General features: G+C 61.5%; 11 protein-coding genes. 2 read left to right on the top strand and 9 right to left on the bottom strand.

The window, feature by feature from the left end; translation table 11 throughout:
• Nucleotides 1–58: 58 nt before the first annotated feature.
• From NKT35_RS18995 to NKT35_RS18980, 4 genes are all read right to left on the bottom strand, one after another.
• On the bottom strand, nt 59–2,482 hold the full coding sequence (locus NKT35_RS18995) for a PAS domain S-box protein (protein WP_371926515.1): 2,424 nt from the start codon (nt 2,480–2,482) through the stop codon (nt 59–61).
• An 18-nt stretch (nt 2,483–2,500) separates the two neighbouring features.
• Nucleotides 2,501–3,466 (bottom strand): IS1595 family transposase, encoded by a 966-nt coding sequence (locus tag NKT35_RS18990; protein WP_254293992.1) that lies wholly within the window; start codon nt 3,464–3,466, stop codon nt 2,501–2,503.
• Nucleotides 3,381–4,667 carry an MASE1 domain-containing protein gene (locus NKT35_RS18985; RefSeq protein WP_254295953.1) on the bottom strand — a complete coding sequence of 429 codons (1,287 nt, stop codon included), beginning with the start codon at nt 4,665–4,667 and terminating at the stop codon, nt 3,381–3,383. The genes NKT35_RS18990 and NKT35_RS18985 overlap by 86 nt, the downstream gene beginning before the upstream one ends.
• A gap of 490 nt (nt 4,668–5,157) precedes the next feature.
• Nucleotides 5,158–6,945 carry an aminopeptidase P family protein gene (locus tag NKT35_RS18980; protein WP_254301412.1) on the bottom strand — a complete coding sequence of 596 codons (1,788 nt, stop codon included), beginning with the start codon at nt 6,943–6,945 and terminating at the stop codon, nt 5,158–5,160.
• A gap of 411 nt (nt 6,946–7,356) precedes the next feature.
• On the opposite strand from NKT35_RS18980, the gene NKT35_RS24065 reads away from it, so the two are divergent.
• A complete protein-coding gene (locus tag NKT35_RS24065; RefSeq protein WP_256493412.1) occupies nt 7,357–7,485 on the top strand; it encodes a hypothetical protein in 129 nt (42 codons plus the stop codon).
• 646 nt (nt 7,486–8,131) lie between these two features.
• Here NKT35_RS24065 and NKT35_RS18975 read toward each other — a convergent pair.
• From NKT35_RS18975 to NKT35_RS18955, 5 genes are all read right to left on the bottom strand, one after another.
• Nucleotides 8,132–9,346, bottom strand: a complete 1,215-nt coding sequence (locus NKT35_RS18975) for a branched-chain amino acid ABC transporter substrate-binding protein (protein WP_254295951.1) — start codon at nt 9,344–9,346, stop codon at nt 8,132–8,134.
• 287 nt (nt 9,347–9,633) lie between these two features.
• Nucleotides 9,634–10,722, bottom strand: a complete 1,089-nt coding sequence (hemH, locus tag NKT35_RS18970) for a ferrochelatase (protein ID WP_254295949.1) — start codon at nt 10,720–10,722, stop codon at nt 9,634–9,636.
• Between the two features lie 47 nt (nt 10,723–10,769).
• Nucleotides 10,770–13,067: a DNA translocase FtsK gene (locus NKT35_RS18965; RefSeq protein WP_254295948.1), complete on the bottom strand. Its 2,298-nt coding sequence runs from the start codon at nt 13,065–13,067 to the stop codon at nt 10,770–10,772.
• Between the two features lie 58 nt (nt 13,068–13,125).
• Nucleotides 13,126–14,229, bottom strand: coding sequence for an anhydro-N-acetylmuramic acid kinase (locus NKT35_RS18960; RefSeq protein WP_254295947.1), 1,104 nt, complete (start codon nt 14,227–14,229; stop codon nt 13,126–13,128).
• A complete protein-coding gene (locus tag NKT35_RS18955; protein ID WP_254295945.1) occupies nt 14,229–15,563 on the bottom strand; it encodes a M23 family metallopeptidase in 1,335 nt (444 codons plus the stop codon). The genes NKT35_RS18960 and NKT35_RS18955 overlap by 1 nt, the downstream gene beginning before the upstream one ends.
• A 171-nt stretch (nt 15,564–15,734) precedes the next feature.
• Here NKT35_RS18955 and NKT35_RS18950 point away from each other — a divergent pair, with 171 nt between their 5' ends.
• Complete coding sequence (locus NKT35_RS18950) at nt 15,735–16,733, top strand: hypothetical protein (protein ID WP_254295943.1); 999 nt, start codon at nt 15,735–15,737, stop codon at nt 16,731–16,733.
• Nucleotides 16,734–16,736: the final 3 nt, after the last annotated feature.

The following is a 16,736-nucleotide window of genomic DNA, read 5'->3' as shown; positions in this document are numbered from 1 at the left end:
TGTCATTCGAGGGGCGATCTGGCTTTGTGGCCTGAATAACGGCGAGGCCGGCGCCCGCTCAGCTTTCGTGACGGGTCAGTTCTTCCAGCCATTGTTCGACCATGCCGGCTAATTGCATGGCAAGCTCGTTTACATTCTGGTCCGCTTCGCTGGCGGCATGCTCCACCTGCGTCGCCATGCTGGACAGCGTGTGCGCTTTCAGATTCGCCGCCACGCCGCGTATGGCGTGAGCGGCGGCCATCAGTTGAACCCGATCTTGTTGGCGCGCCGCGGCGCGCAGAGATTCGGGTTTGTCTTTTTGGCCGGAGTGGGCGGTTTGTATCAGTTTTCGAGCCAGTTCTGGTCTGGTGCCGTACTCAGCCTGGAAGGCCGGCCAATCCATCAAGTCGGGGTTGTGTTCGCGGGCTGACGAGGCGGGCAAGGCGCAGTCCGGCGCAAGTCCATGCTTTCGGATGGCGGCGACGAGAACGGATTGGGTGGCCGGCTTGGTAACGTGATCGACCATGCCGGCGGCGCGGCAGCGGGCCTGTTCTTCTTTCAGCGCATGGGCGGTCAGTCCGATGACGGGCAGTCGGGGATTGATTTCCAGAATCCGCCGCGTGGCTTCATAGCCGCCCATGACCGGCATCTGCACGTCCATCAGAACGGCGTGGAAGCCGCGGGGCATGGCGAGAACCCGGTTCACGGCTTCCAAGCCGTTTTCCGCGAAAGTCACGCGGGCGCCCGCCAGATGGAGAAAGTCTTCAATGATGAGCCGGTTGACTTCGATATCCTCTGCGACCAAGAGTTGATATCCGGTCAGCGGGTTGATGGTTTCTTCGTATGGCGCGATGTCTGGCGCCATCGATTCCGGCAAGGGCAGCGTCAGGGTGAAAACGCTGCCCTTGCCGTGTCGGCTTTCGACGAGAATGTTTCCACCCATCAATTGAGCCAATTGCTGGCTGATGGCCAGGCCCAGGCCGGTGCCGCCGAAGTTGCGGGTGGTCGAGGTGTCGGCCTGCTCGAACGGCGCGAACAATCGCGATATTTGCTCCGCGGTCATGCCGATGCCGGTGTCCGCCACGGAGAAGCGGGTGATGTCGCCATGCCTTGACATGGTCAGCGTGACTTCGCCGCGCTCGGTGAATTTGACCGCGTTGGAGTAGAGGTTGGTGAGAATTTGCTGCAGCCGCCGCGGATCGCCGTTGACCCATTCCGGCAAGGTCTGAATGCCTTCCTCCTGAAAGTGGATGCCTTTTTCCTGGGCGCGGGGGGTGACGAAGCTGTTGGCGTTATGGATGACCTCCGCAAGGCGGAAAGGGTAGGACTCCACCGAGTACTTCCCGGCCTCGATTTTGGAAAAATCCAGGATGTCGTTGATGATATCCAGCAGATGCTCGCCGGCGGTGAGAATGCGGGCGAAAATCTGCCGCGTCTCGTCTTGTCCGTCGCTGTCCCGGTGGCCGATGCGCGCCATGCCCAAAATGGCGTTCATCGGGGTCCGGATCTCATGGCTCATATTGGCGAGGAAGGCGCTTTTCGCCGCATTGGCTTTGTCGGCCGCGTCCTTGGCGTCCGCCAGCGCCTGGCCAGCCAGTTTGCGTTCGGTGATGTCCTCCGCGGTCAGGATCAGGCCGCCTATGCTGGCGTCCGGATTGTGCCAGGGCAGGCATGCCCAACGCAGCCAGAGCGTGGTGCCGTCGGCTTGAAGCCATCGGTCCTCATCGTTTTTGAGCGTTTCGCCGCGCAGGGCTTGTTGATGAACCGCTTTCCAACCCTCGGGCAGGTCTGGATAGATTTCATAGTGATTCAAGCCGGTCATGTCTGAGCGGCCGCGCCCATAATCCGAAACCCAGCGGTCGCTGGCCGCCAGGTAGTTCATTTCGCGATCGAACATGGCGATGGCGATGGGCGCGCGTTTGATGAATACGCGGGTGTTTTGGGCGATGCGGGCAACCTCGCGGGTGCGTTGCTCCACCAGTTCTTCCAGGCGCTCGCGGTGCTTCGCGAGCTCACTATTGGCCCGATGTTGTTCGGTATTATCTTTTTTCGACGCGATATAGTGGGTAATCGTTCCGTCTGACTGGCGAATCGGGGAAATGATGGTGTACTCCGGGTAGATCTCGCCGTTTTTGCGTCGATTGATCAGCTCGCCTTGCCAGGGCTGGCCCTGCAGCAGGGCTGCCCATAGTTCGGCATAAGTGCTGTGCGGCGTCTGGCCGGAGGCGAGAAACCTTGGGTTGCGTCCCAGCGCCTCTTCCGCGCGATATCCGGTGATGCGGATGAAAGCCTGGTTCACGTATTCGATATTGGCGCTGGCGTCGGTGATGATGATGCTGTCCGTGCATTGCTCCAGGGCTTGAGACAGTTTGATCAATTGTTCATGGGCCTGCTGGCGGGCCGTGATGTCCTCGACGATGGACCAAATATAATTCTGCCCATCCTTGCCGGGTATCAGTATGCCGTTGAGCTGCAAGGGAATCAGGCTGCCGTCCTCGCGGATATACTCCTTTTCGTAAGGCTATGTCCCAATAATGTGTTGCAAGGGACGACCCACTGCCTCCTGCAAGCAGTGGCAAGGCTGCATGGTTTGCTGATAGCGCTCCAGCATCCGTCGCCACCCCAGATAGTTTTCAAGGTATTTGGTGGCAACCCCGTGGAATCGAGCCATCCAAAGCTTCAAGCGGCTATGGTAGGCATTCACATGCTGGATATGGAACGCCCCCTCGCGTACCCGCTGTCCCGTCTTGGCATGCACGACTCGATGGGTAATGCCATGCTGCCTGGCAAAGGTCGAGTACACCGCTGCGCCGTCCGAACACAGGATGGCGTCGCTATCCACCAACGGGGCTAAAGCCGCTTCCACATGAGCGCCATTGAGCTTCTTCAACTTGAAGTCCGCTATATGTCCCTCTCGGTCCTGCACCACCATGATGGGAATCTGATCCGGCCCGGTTCCCCGTGTTTGGCTGACGCCACCCCGCTGGCGCGGCGCGCGGGGGAGGCACCGCTGCCCTTTGAATGATTCCAGAATGAAGGTTTCATCTACTTCGACGATGCCTCGGGCTTGCGCCGCCAGATGGTCTGATGCGCGATGCAAGAAGCGATGCCGCCATAGGAAAGCCGTGTTCTTGCTGATGCCGCATGCACGAGCGGCTGCTCGCACGGTCAAGCCATCCTGCAGTGCTTGGGCGTAGCTCAGCCAGCGATCGGCCTTGCGCAATTTGGCTAATGGACTGCCCGACAAGGCATTGCAGGTCCGGTGGCACTGTTTGCAGCGATAACGCCGCAGGCCTCGGCTCCAGCCCCATAACGCCAACTGGTTGGCCTCGGCCTGGCAGTGTGGGCAAGCCGTCAGGTCAGGCAAGGCGTCCTGAATGGCGTCATGGTGAGTGGGATGTTTAAGCGCAGAAGACAGCAAGCTCCTCTGTTTGAGCGTGAGCTGATCCAGTTGGGCAAGAAAACGCTGAAAACTCTGGGCATCCATGGCGCGACTCCCGGTCTGCTACTGTATTCAGCATAGCTCCCAACACGGAATTGGGACATAGCCTTTCGTAAGGGCCATAGCAGCCGGTGCGCTCCAGCGATTCCAGCTGACGGGCTTCATCCTGGCTGTATTTCTTGGGCGTGAGTTTCCAGTAGTCCAGTTGCTTCAAGGCCTCGGCGGAATAGCCGCAGATTCGGCGAAAGGCTTCGTTGAACTCGATGAAGCGGCCGCTCATGTCGTTCAGCGCGATGCCCAGCGGAGACAGCTCATACAGCGCGCGCAGTTTTTCTTCGCTTTCCCTCAGCGTGATTTCCGTCTGCCGCCTTTCCGCTTGCATGGCGGAAATCATCAAGCCGGTCAGCGTGATGGTCGCCATATAGCTCCAGAGCAGGAATAGGCTGGTATGGGTGTCCTTGGAATGGAAAATGCCGTGTCCGGCGGCCGTGGCCCAAATGGCGATCAAGGAGAACGTCAAGCCGATCAGCGAGGCGCCGGCATTGCCGAAGCGCATCGCGGCCCAAGTGAACAAGGGCAGCGTCAGGAAGGCCAATGGAAAGACGTGCTCGGATTGGGAGTAGTCTTGAAAGAAGGCCAGCCAGGCGACAGGGCATGCGGCGAGTATCCAATACGCCAGCGTCCGCCGCTCCTTCGTCAAATGGGACAGGCTGCTCCGCTCCAGGGTCAGCAGAGGCGGCGCGGCGAGAAAAACGCCGATGATGTCCCCCATCCACCAGGTGAGCCACGAGGTTTGCAGCTCGGTTATGGGCAAGCGTCCCCAAAAATACAGGCTCGCCACGCCGCAGCAGGACGTTATGGCCATGCCTATCGCCGAAGCGGCAATAAAGCTCCCCACATCCCTTTGCCTGTCCATGGCTGGCCGGAAGCCGCCGCGGGAGAGGCACAACACGGCCAGGAGCGGCCCAAGCGTGTTGCCGATGGCGATGGATGCTGCCAGCCCAAGATGGGCGTCGACCGAGAGATTGACCAGCAAGGCTCCCAGAAACACGCCTGGCCAGTTGCGGCGGCCCCAGCGAAGCAAGACGGCGATGGCGATTCCAGTCGGCAGCCAGATCAGCGTGATGTGAGAGCCGATGGAGGGAATCCGCAAGCCCAGCCAGCCGGTGAAGAAATACAGCCAGCCAAGCAACAGCACTTGCGCGATCCAGGGTAGACGTGTGGGCGGAGCTAGCTGGGGGTGCAATCAAACGCCTCCTCGGAGAAGAGGCCTGCCTGGCGTTGCGAGGCAAAGAGGCAGGCGATGAAAGGGTGGCCAAGCGTGCTGCCGGTAATGCCTATATTCCAATCAGTTTATGGACAGCGCGGATGAAAGTACAAGCGGCTGCGACTGTCAGCGGGGTGAGGCGAGCGCGGAGGGGGCGCATGGGATGGCGATTGCGGTTGGATCTGCCAGCAGGAGGAAGGGGCGGGGAAGACAAAGGCGTTGACGAACTGAGCATGATCTGCCGAAGTTGTGACTTGATCTGGCTATTCCCGCGCCAGCGGCGCCCATTTGTCATGTTGATTGGGCTTGTCGACTCGCTCTCGCCATTCCGATAGGCCATCGACAAAGGTCTGCTGCGACGCGCGCTCGCAGCGCATCTTTCCAGATAGTGCGCAACAGGATGGGAGTGCTCGGCAAAAACCAGCCCTCCGATGAGGGCTGGTTGCAATGAATGGCTGCGAAGGCGCGGCTATAAAGTTTCAGTATTGGCCAGCAGCCATGCCTGGGCGGCTCCTTGCGTCAATGGCAGCAAGCGCTCGCGGACTTCGGCGTGGTAGTGGTTCAGCCAGTCGATTTCCGCCTGGTTCAGCAGCGCGCGGTCGATGCAGCGGCGGTCGATGGGACACAATGTCAGCGTTTCGAACTTGAGGAAATCGCCGAACTGGTTTTTCTCGGACGCCACGTTGAGCACCAGGTTTTCGATGCGCACGCCCCATTGTCCGGCGCGGTAGACGCCTGGTTCGATCGAGGTGATCATGCCTTCCTGCATCGCCATGTGCGGTTCCGGGATGGCGCGCGAGATGCTTTGCGGGCCTTCATGCACATTCAGGAAGTAACCCACACCGTGGCCGGTGCCGTGGCCGAAGTCGATGTCGTGCTGCCATAGCGGCGCGCGGGCCAGCGCGTCCAGCATCGGCGACAAGGTGCCGCGCGGGAAGCGCGCCATGGACAAGGCCATTGTGCCTTTCAGCACCAGCGTGAAGTCGCGTTTCTGTTCCGCGGAAGGCGCGCCGACCGCCACTACGCGGGTGATGTCGGTTGTGCCGCCCAGGTATTGCCCGCCGGAGTCGATCAGCAGCAGGCCGTCGCCTTTGATCTCGCTGTGCGCCTCCTGGGTGGCGTGGTAGTGGGGCAGCGCGCCGTTGGCGTTGAAGCCGGCGATGGTGCCGAAGCTGGGCGAGACGAAGCCGGGGCGGCGTGCACGCGCGGCGGTGATTTCTTCGTCTATGGTCAGTTCGGTGATGCGTGTCTGGTTGACATTGGCTTCGAACCAGGCGAAGAACTCGGCCAGCGCCGCCCCGTCTTGTTCCATTGCCTGACGCACATGAGCGGCTTCGGCAGCGGACTTGCGCGACTTCATCAGGGTGCTGGGGTTGATCGCCTCGATGAGCTTGACGCCTTCCGCTACAGCTTGGCGCAGGCCCAGCGTGATGCGGCGCGGATCAATCAGCAGCGCGCCATCGGCAGGCAGCGCGCGCAGCGTGGGCTTGGTTTCCGCGTAGGCGGCGATATTGACGCCGTCGCGCGCCAGTTCGGCGGCCAGGTCGGCGTCGATCTTGCCCGCTCCGACGAATAAGGTGGCGCTATCGCGCTCGATCAAGGCGTGCGCGATGAATACCGGGTTGTAGCTGACGTCGGAGCCGCGCAGATTGAACAGCCAGGCGATATCGTCCAGGGTGGAGATGAAGTGGCGCGCCGCGCCGGCTTTGGCCATTTCCTCCCGCACGCGGGCCAGTTTGGCGGCGCGGGTTTCCGGCGCGAATTCGCTGGCGTGCTGATAAATGGCGGCATCGGGCAGCGGCGCGCGGTTGGGGTCGATGGCGTCGATCAGATCGATGCTGGCGTGGATGCGGATGCCGCGCGGCTCCAGCGCGGCTTGCAGCGCCTTGGCTGCGGCCAGGCCCAATACATCGCCGTCCACTGCCAGAGTTTGTCCTGCTTGCAGGCTGTCCGCCAGCCATTGCAGATGCTGGCTGCTCGCCGCGGTGTCGATCTTCATCAGGCTGACGCCGGTGCCGGCCAACTCTTGCTCGGCTTGCACCCAGTAACGCCCATCCGCCCATACGCCGGCAAAGTCAGCCGTCACGATCAGCGTGCCCATCGAACCGGTGAAGCCGGATAGCCAGCGTCGAGCTTGCCAGCGCTTGGGTAAGTATTCAGAAAGGTGCGGATCGGAAGACGGAATCAGACAGGCATCGACGCCAGCGTTCTTCATGGCGGCGCGCAGCGAGGCGATGCGCTGGGGGATGGTGTCCAGTTGCGGGGTTGCGAGGGTATTCATGCCGGCTCCGGAAAAAATATTGTATGCATTTTGTTGGTAAAAAAAGGGCCGCGCAAGAGGCAAAAGGCGATTGCTTATGCCTTTCCCTCATACGCGGCCTGGCCGGCAGGCGTGGGTCAGCGCGATTTCACGCGTTTGTGGCCGGGACGGCCTGCAATGTGGCAGAGCTGGACGAATGTAGACAGAAAGTGCTTCATCATGGATCCCTTGGTTTTTGTTGGCGAGAGACTTGACCCGCGAAGCATGATGATAACGACATTTCATGTTATTTCAATATTTTTTGCCCTGCGTCATTGGCGGCTTGGTATTTGTTTCTATTAGCTTACGGAAAGACGACTATAGTGAAGCGATGCGCCGGGCGCTCCGGCGCGATACCGGGAGAGGGCCATGAGCAAGACCAAGCACACTACCAAGGAAGCCAAGAAGCAGCCGCAGTTGTCGCTGAAGGAGAAACGGGTGGCCAAGCACCAGAAGAAGCAGGCCGTCCAATTGGGGCAGGGGCAAAACAACCACTAGCCTGGCAGGGCGGCTGGCATGGAATATTCGCCAGCATCGCTCCGGAAAGAATCATCCTTATATGGCCCGCGAGGCTTTCCATGCTGGTCAATTGGCCAGCGCTGTATAGAAGCAGCCTTCTTTATGGAGGGCTTCCAATTGTAAAAGACAAACCCTCTGCCGCTAGAGGGTTTGTCTTTTTACATATGGAAAATATTCAAATCCATCGCGTCCGTCCTGCACAAACTGGAAACGGCTACTCTGAAGCCGCCTGTTGCCAAGGGTAGCTTGAGATGTAAGCAAAGGGGTTTGCCTTGGCGCGGCCATTAAAAAAAGGCGGACGCATTTACTCCCCAGGCGCTTGATGAAGCCTTCGCTTGCGTATTTGTCACGCTCTCGTGACCGTATATCCAGGAAGCAGGGCAACGTCCCTGCGAGGCTTCAAGTGTGGGTCCTGAGTTTCTCGGAGGAGGGGCTGTCATTCTCCGTGAGCTCCCTATCAGCTTTTGCGTTATGCGAGTGAACAGGTCCTTGGCCAACGCCAAGCACAACCAACTCTTTGGACGCTGATATCGGCAGGCCTGAATGAACACCTGTGAAAATCAGAACCCCCGCAAGGCGGGGGTTCATCATCGGTCAGAAAGACCTGTGCGCAGCTAAGCGCGGCTTACTTGCCGTCGCCGCCGACGGTGGACACGACTTCCCACTTGCCGTTCTTCACCTGGTACACGGTGACGGCGCCGTTCTTGATGTCGCCCTTGTCGTCGAAGGCGATCTTGCCGGTCACGCCTTGGTAGTCGGTCTTGCCGACTTCCGGCAGATAGGCTTTCGGATCGGTGGATTTGGCGCGCTTCATCGCATCCACCAGCACCATCACGGCATCGTATTCAAACGGCGCGTAAATCTGCACGTCGGTGTTGAATTCCTTCTTGAACTTCTCGTCGAAGGTCTTGAAACCCGGCATCTTGTCGCGCGATACGCCGCAGCTGGATGCGTATTGGCCGTCGGAGGCGTCGCCGGCGAGCTTGATGAACTCCGGGGTCTGCCAGCCGTCGCCGCCCATCAGCTTGGCCTTGATGCCCAGGCGTTGCATTTGCTTGGCCAGCGGGCCGGCTTGCGCGTCCATGCCGCCGTAGAACACCAGATCGGGCTTGGTGGCCTTGATCGAGGTGAGAATGGCGTTGAAGTCGGTGGCGTTGTTGTTGGTGAACTCGCGTTTCACCACTTCGCCGCCCTTGGCCTTGACCGCGCCTTCGAACTGGTCGGCCAGGCCTTGGCCGTAGGCGGTCCGATCGTCGATGATGGCGATCTTCTTGGCCTTGAGGCCGGTCACCGCGTACTCGCCCAGCGCCTTGCCTTGCTGGATGTCGTTGGCGATCACGCGGAAGGTGGTCTTGAAGCCCTGTTTGGTGTAGTCCGGGTTGGTGGCGGACGGCGAGATTTGCGGGATGCCGGCGTCTGAGTAGATCTTGGAGGCCGGGATGGTGGTGCCGGAGTTCAGGTGGCCGACCACGCCGACGACGCCGGCGTCAACCAGGCGCTGCGCGACCTGGGTGCCGATTTTCGGGTCGCCCTGGTCGTCTTCCGACACCAGTTCAAACTTGACCTTCTTGCCGCCGATCTCCACGCCCTGGGCGTTGAGATCTTCGATGGCGAGTTTGGCGCCGTACTCGTTGTCCTTTCCCAAGTGGGAGATGGGGCCGGACATCGGCGAAACCTGGCCGATCTTGATGACGCTGCCGTCGCCGCCGGAGCTGGCGGCCGCGGCTTGCGCCGGCGCGGAGGATGCGGCTTGTCCCGAAGCCGCTTGCTCCTGTTTGCCGCAGGCGGCCAGCGCGAGGGTGGCGGTGGCGATCAGGCTGAGGCGAGCATAATTGTTCATATTGAGTTCCCCTGTATCTTTCTGCGTAGACTTTGATGATCTCTTTAAAAATAACCAACAACAGCCATAAGCAGCTGCTAGTTGCAACTGATTATGGTGAGCAGTTCGCAAGGGTGTCAATCTGGGCAAAAGCTGACTTTGTGAATATAGAACCTGAATTGGGGAATTGTGAAAAAATAGATGAAAAAAGAGCCGGAGACATAGTGTTCTACCGGCTTTTGTTTCAATAACTTGATGATTGAAAATGGCTTTTTACAATTGATCTTGTTGCGTGTGTTGCGAAAAAATCATTTCACAGCCCCCAGCGCATGCGCACGTGCTGAGCGCTGTTGGCTATCTTCTGCCGGAGTTTCGATCCAGCCCGCCAGATTATTCTTCGCAATAGTCGCAAGTGAGATTATCCATTGCGAATCTTCGTTCAGGCAGGGAATGTAGCGGAATTGGCCTCCGCCATGGCTGAGGAAGGTCTGTTTTCCTTCCATGGCGATTTCCTCCAGCGTCTCCAGGCAATCTCCGACGAAGCCGGGGCAAATCACGTCCACTTTAGCCGTTTTGGCTTTGCCCAACTCGGCCAACACCTCGCTGGTATAGGGTTTGAGCCATTCAGTGCGGCCGAAGCGGCTCTGGAAACTGATGACATATTGATCCTGGCGTAGCCCCAGCGCCTCGGCTAGCAGCCGGCCGGTTTTCTGGCATTCGCAGTGATAGGGGTCGCCTTTGTCGCGGGTGTAGCGCGGTACGCCATGAAAACTCATCACCAGCTTGTCCGGCTGCTGGCCGTATTGCCACTGCTTGCTCACTTGCGCCGCCAGGGCGGCGATATAGCCCGGATCGTCGTGGAAGTGCCGCACGGTGCGCACCTCTGGCATATTGCGCAAACGCGTCAGCACGCGGAAGGCTTCGTCAATGGCGCTGGCGCTGGAGGAGGCCGCGTATTGCGGATAGAGCGGCAGCAGCAGCAGGCGCTCCACGCCCTGGGCGCGCATTTTGCCGATGACGCTTTCAATCGAGGGATTGCCGTAGCGCATGGCATAGTCCACCGCCAGGCCGCGCAGGCCCATTTCCCCCAATTGCCCATGCAGCAGCTTGGCCATGGCGCGGGTGTGGGTCAGCAGCGGCGAGCCTTCCTGGGTCCAGATGCTGGCGTATTTCTTGGCTGACTGTTTGGGGCGGGTGTTGAGGATGATGCCATTGAGGATCAGCCACCAGGGCAGGCGCGGAATTTCCACCACGCGCGGGTCGGACAGGAATTCTTTGAGATAAGGACGCAGCGCCTTGGCGGTGGGCGCGTCCGGGGTGCCCAGGTTGATCAGCAGCACGCCGATCTTGGGCGCGTAATCATGGCGGAATTCGGGTTCGGTCAGATAGCGGGGCATGGCCATCCTTAAAAAGAGGTGGCGGGGCGCCGCGGCGCCCCTGAAGGTCAGTCTTCGCGAGCCGGAGCCAGCACGGTGCGGTTGCCGTTGCTCTCCATGGACGATACCAGGCCGGCGGCTTCCATCTGTTCAATCAAGCGGGCCGCGCGGTTATAGCCTATGCGCAGATGGCGCTGCACCGAGGAGATCGAGGCCTTGCGGGTTTTCACCACAATGGCTACGGCTTCGTCGTACAGCGGGTCGGATTCGCCATCCGATTCGCCGTCGATGCCGCCGGCCGAGCTGTCGTCGCCATCCGCCTGGCCGGTGAGAATGCCCTCGATATAATTCGGCTCGCCGGTGGTTTTGAGGAATTCCACCACGTGATGGACTTCATCGTCGGAAACGAAAGCGCCGTGGACGCGGTTGGGGTAGCCGGTGCCGGGCGGCAGGTAGAGCATGTCGCCCTGGCCCAGCAGCGTTTCCGCGCCCATCTGGTCCAAAATGGTGCGGCTGTCGATCTTGCTGGATACCTGGAAGGCGATCCGCGTCGGGATATTGGCCTTGATCAGGCCGGTGATCACGTCCACCGATGGCCGCTGGGTGGCCAGGATCAAGTGAATGCCGGCCGCGCGCGCTTTTTGCGCCAGGCGGGCGATCAACTCTTCGATCTTCTTGCCGGCCACCATCATCAGGTCGGCCAATTCGTCTATCACCACCACCACCAGCGGCAGCGTATCCAGCGGCTCCGGCGTTTCCGGGGTCGAACTGAACGGATTGGGGATTTTCTCGCCGCTCTTGTCCGCATCCTTGATCTTCTGGTTGAAGCCGGCCAGATTGCGCACGCCCATCTTGGACATCAGCTTGTAGCGCCGTTCCATCTCGCCCACGCACCAGTTCAACGCGTTGGCCGCGTGCTTCATGTCGGTCACCACAGGGGCCAGTAGATGAGGAATGCCTTCATACACCGACAATTCCAGCATCTTGGGGTCCACCATGATCAGCCGCACTTCCTTGGGCGTGGCCTTGTACAGCAAAGACAGAATCATGGCGTTGATGGCCACCGATTTGCCCGAGCCGGTGGTGCCCGCCACCAGCACGTGCGGCATCTTGGCCAGGTCGGCCGACACCGGCTGGCCGGCGATGTCCTTGCCCAGCGCCATGGTGAGGCGCGAGGCCATGTTCTGGTAGCCGTCCGAGCCTATGATCTCGGTCAGCTTGACGATCTGGCGCTTGGGGTTGGGCAGCTCCAGGCCCATATAGGTTTTGCCGGGTATGGTTTCCACCACGCGGATGGACACCAGCGACAGCGCCCGCGCCAGGTCCTTCATCAGATTGACGATCTGCGCGCCCTTGACGCCGACCGCGGGTTCGATTTCGTAACGGGTGATCACCGGGCCGGGATAGGCGGCGATGACTTTCACGTCGACGCCGAAATCCGCCAGCTTGCGTTCGATCAGCCGCGAGGTGTATTCCACCGTGTCCTGCGATACCGGCTCCAGCAGCTCCTTGGGCGCGTCCAGCAGGCTCAGGCCGGGCAGGGCGGCGTCCTTGGGGTCGGCGAACAGCGATTGCTGCACCGGTTTGCTCGCCTTGGGCGATACCGGCACGTCCAGCACCGGCGGCTCGATGCGCACCGGCGTGGTTTCCTCGATCTTCTTCTTGGCGACCGACACCTTTTCCTCGCGCTTCTGCGCGATTTCCTTGCCGATCTCGCGGTCCTTCTTGGCCTGCCAGTTCTGCCACAGCTGCACCACGCCTTCTTCCAGCACCGTGCCTATCTTTTCCATCAGATTGAGCCAGGACAGGCCGGTGAACAGCGAAAAGCCGATGGCGGCCAGCACGCCCAGCAGCAAGTAGGCGCCGGAGAGCCCCAGGGCGTGGGAGAAGCCTTTGCCGATGAAGTGGCCGAACATGCCGCCAGCCTGCAGGGGCAGGGTGACGGCTTTGCCTTCCAGCACGATGGCTTCGAAGCTGGCGCTGGAAATCAGCAGCAGGAAGAAGCCGGCGATGGCGGCGGTGGTGATGGGCGTCAGTTTCAGCCCCCAGCTTTCCATCCGCTTATAGCCCCAGCCTATGGCCACCAGGCAGAACACCACCAGCCACCAGGCGGAAAAGCCCAGGATGTACAACAGCATGTCCGACAGCCACGCGCCGAAAGCGCCGCCGTAGTTGCGGATGGTGGGGTCGGAGGAGCTATGCGACCACGACGGGTCGGATGGCGAGTAGCTGGCCAGCACCAGCACAAGGTAGACGGCCGCTACGGCCATCAGCAGCCACCATGCTTCGCGAAACAGGGAGACCAGCTGAGGCGGCAGCGGCGTCTGGGAATTCTTGACGACGGCTTTGCGCTTGAAAAATCGCATTTTTCTCATTTTTGGCTATGACAGTCGCTGATTATAGCCTGATGCGATGGTTTGCACCTCACCGCGGATGCAAAACGCCCAATATCCTCAGGCCTTGCGCGCCGGTGACCGCCGGCAGGTTGCCGCTAAGGCGCTGGCTGAAGCGCCAGCCCAGCCAGGCGAAGGCGATGGCTTCTATCAATTGCGCGGGCAGGCCCAGGGTTTCTATCGAGGCGATGCGCTGGCCGGCGAGCAGGCGCGATAGTTCGGCCAATAATGCGCCGTTGCGCGCGCCGCCGCCGCAGACATAGACGGCCTGATTGCCGGGGCAGTGTTGCAGGATGGAGTCGGCGATGCAGCGGGCGCTGAAGGCCAATAGCGTGGCTTGCACGTTTTGCGGCGAAGGCTGGGCGGGGAGGCTGCGCAGGTGCGTCTGCAGCCAGCCGTCGTCGAACAGGTCGCGGCCGGTGCTCTTGGGCGGGGGCTGCTGGAGGTAGGGCTCGGCCAGCATGGCGGCCAGCAGGCCGAGCTCCGCCTGTCCGCCGGCGGCCCAGCGGCCGTCGTCGTCGTAGGCTTGGCCGGTGTGGCGCAGGCACCAGGCGTCCATCAGCATATTGCCGGGGCCGCAGTCGAAGCCGATGGCGGTCGCGCCCGGATGCAGGCGGGCCAGATTACTGATGCCGCCGATGTTCAGGATGACGCGCTTTTCGTCTGGCGAGGCGAAGACATCTTGCTGGAAGGCGGGCACCAAGGGCGCGCCATGGCCGCCGGCGGCCACGTCGCGGCTGCGGAAGTCGGCGATCACGTCGATGCCGGCCAGCTCCGCCAATCGGGACATATTGCCCAGCTGGATGGTGTAGCCCTCATGCGGGGCGTGGCGTATGGTCTGGCCATGGCAGGCGATGGCGCGGATGTCGGCCGGCGCGCGGCCGGATTTTTCCAGCAGCTCACGCGCGGCTTGGGCGTAGATTCCGGCCAGCTCATTGGCCAGCATCTCGCTGCGATGCAATTCGTCGTGGCCGCGTGGCTGCAGCGCCAGCACGGCCTGCTTGATGGCGTCGGGATAGGGCACGGCATGGTCGGCCAGCAATGCCGGCTGACCCGCCGGGTCAAAGCGCACCAGCACGGCGTCTACGCCGTCCAGGCTGGTGCCGGACATCATTCCAATGTATAGCTCGTTCATCAATCGATCTGGGCAACGTTGACCGGGATGCTCTGCAGCAGGTCCAGGCGCGCGCTCAAAGTCTGCTTCTTGGCATCGAACTGCGCGAGCTGGGTCCGGCTCAGGCCCGGCGTGGGCAAGGCGTTGGTGGCCGGGTCTACCGGCTGATCGTTGATTCTAACCTCAAAATGCAGATGCGCGCCGGTGGAACGGCCGGTGCTGCCGACATAACCTATCACCTCGCCGGCCTTGATGCGGCCGCCCGCCTTGATGCCTTTGCCGAAGGCGCTCATATGGGCGTACAGCGTGGACAGCTTGGGATTGTGGCGAATCATCACCATATTGCCGTAGCCGTTCTCCCGCTCCACCTTCACCAGCTCGCCATCGGCCGGCGCCACGATGGGCGTGCCCTTGCTGGCGGCGTAGTCTATGCCGGAGTGCATGCGCAGGGTGTGCAGCACCGGGTGCTTGCGCAGGCCGAAGCCGGAGCTGATCTTGGCGCCGGCGACCGGCTGGCGGCTGAAGCCCTTCTTCACTGGTTTGCCGGCGCCGTCATAATAGGCGCCGCTTTCGCTGTCATGGGCAAAGTAAAAAGCCTGATGCAACTGGCCGCCGCGCAGGATGGACACGGCCAGCAGATTGCCGCTGGCGATGGAGACGCCGTCGTAGATCATGGTTTCGTAAACCAGATTGATGCGATCGCCGGGCTTGAGGCTGGCCAGCTCGAACTGGTCGCAGAATACCTGTTCCAGCTGGTTGCGGATGTCCGCGGGGATGCTCGCCGCCGCCAGTTCCGCCGCCGCGCCGCGCTTAAGCGTGATGGAGCGCACCGTTTCCACGCTCTGCGCGGCTACCGGATCGGCGCTGGCCTGCCATTGGCCGTCTTTCTTTTCCAGCGCCACCAGAATCTGCTCGCCGTTGTCGTCGTCTTGCAGGAAGCGCAGGCCGAACAGTTCGCCTTCGTCGTTGGTTTGCACCGTCAGCGTGGCGCCGGTTTTCAGCTTCAGCAAATCCTTGGCCAGCGGGCTGTTGTACAGAAAGGCGCTGGCGTCTTTGCCGGCGATGCCCAGGCGGTTGAGCACGCGGGCGATGGTGTCGCCGCGTTTGATCGTTTCATCGCGCCAGTAACGGGCCTGGCTGCCTTCGAAACGGAAAGCCGGCAAAGCCAGCCGCTCGACGACTTGTTGCTGAACCACCGGCTCGGGCTGGGTTTCCTTCGCGCCGACGGCGACGCCGAAGGCCGTGGCGGTGCCCAGCAGCGGCAACGTGGCGGCGAAGCCCAGCCAGCTGAGATGGTGGTTGATCAGCTTGGCCGCGCATTTTTGCGGGATGTGTAGCAGTTTGCGATAATCCATCACTTTTCGAGACGCAAGAATTGACGGGCGGCGCCGACAAGCGCCAAAGCCATGTTTGGTCGACAACCGGGCGCTTAGTTCCGGCAAAGGCGACAGTTTGCCGCATAAATCGTCGCCGGCCAAATGTCTTGCGGCCAAAATCGCCATTATTTTCAATCATTTGGCAAGAATATGAGACTGAGCTTGGTAATGCCTGGCCTGAGCTGGCTAGACGCGCACGACGGCGCGGAAGTGGCCAAGGGCTTGAAACTCCCCGCCCTGCAGCAGATGCTGGGCAAGGGCGCGTGGGTGAAGCGCGAGCAGGGGTTGGCCGAGTGCGCCGCCCGCCTGTGGGGCGCGCCTGCGACAGGGCTGGCCCGCGTGGCCGCCCGCGAGGCGGGGTTGGACGCGGACGGCGGCGAGTGGCTGTTCGCCGACCCGGTGCACCTGCGCGTGGATAGAGACCGCGCTTTATTGGCGGACGTGGGCGTGATGCAAGTGGCCCAGCATGAGGCCGAGGCGCTGACGGCGGCGCTGAACCGTCATTTCGGCCAGGACGGCCTGGCTTTTCATGCCATAGCGCCCGGCCGTTGGCTGCTGCGCGCCGAGCAGCCATTGCGCGCTCGTTTCGCGCCCTTGTGGGATGTGGTGGGCGAGGACATCAACCGCCATTTGCCGCAAGGCGAGGGCGGTTTGGGTTGGAGCCGGATGTTGAACGAGCTGCAGATGCTGCTTTACACCCAGCCCTTGAACGACGAGCGCGAAATGCGCGGCGAGCTGGCGGTGAACAGCGTGTGGCTGTGGGGCGAGGGAGAGGCGGCCGAGTGGCGCCTGCCTGCGCCGCGCTTGCTGGCGGATGACTCCGCGCTGCAGCTATTGGGCGCGCAAGCCGGCATGCGCGTCGATGCCGCGCCGTTCGCTTTCGAGGGATTGGAAATCAGCGACGATGCCGTGTTGCTGGTGGACGCCATGCAGGCGGCGGCGCAATATCGCGACGCCTGGGGCTGGCGCGAAGGGCTGGAGCGGATGGAGCGCGATTGGTTCGCGCCGCTGCTGGCCGCGCTGCGTCAAGGGCGTATCAAACATTTGACTCTGATCGCCACCGGCCCGGCCGGCTTCGAGCTGACGCTGAAACCGGCGGACTTGTGGAAGTTCTGGAAACCCGCGCGCGCTGTGGCCGCGCTGTATTGAGAA

This window comes from Chromobacterium sp. IIBBL 290-4 (genome assembly GCF_024207115.1).
In the GTDB taxonomy this organism is placed as follows: domain Bacteria; phylum Pseudomonadota; class Gammaproteobacteria; order Burkholderiales; family Chromobacteriaceae; genus Chromobacterium.
The sequence above is the reverse complement of the archived record's forward strand: the minus strand, read 5'-3'. Positions and strand labels throughout refer to the sequence as shown.

Bases quoted from the DNA above. Each gene is read 5' to 3' on its own strand.
- NKT35_RS24065 (WP_256493412.1), top strand. From the start codon at position 7,357: ATGAGCAAGACCAAGCACACTACCAAGGAAGCCAAGAAGCAGCCGCAG.
- hemH (WP_254295949.1), bottom strand. From the start codon at position 10,722: ATGCCCCGCTATCTGACCGAACCCGAATTCCGCCATGATTACGCGCCC.
- NKT35_RS18990 (WP_254293992.1), bottom strand. From the start codon at position 3,466: ATGGATGCCCAGAGTTTTCAGCGTTTTCTTGCCCAACTGGATCAGCTC.
- NKT35_RS18965 (WP_254295948.1), bottom strand. From the start codon at position 13,067: ATGCGATTTTTCAAGCGCAAAGCCGTCGTCAAGAATTCCCAGACGCCG.
- NKT35_RS18955 (WP_254295945.1), bottom strand. From the start codon at position 15,563: ATGGATTATCGCAAACTGCTACACATCCCGCAAAAATGCGCGGCCAAG.
- NKT35_RS18950 (WP_254295943.1), top strand. From the start codon at position 15,735: ATGAGACTGAGCTTGGTAATGCCTGGCCTGAGCTGGCTAGACGCGCAC.
- NKT35_RS18975 (WP_254295951.1), bottom strand. From the start codon at position 9,346: ATGAACAATTATGCTCGCCTCAGCCTGATCGCCACCGCCACCCTCGCG.
- NKT35_RS18960 (WP_254295947.1), bottom strand. From the start codon at position 14,229: ATGAACGAGCTATACATTGGAATGATGTCCGGCACCAGCCTGGACGGC.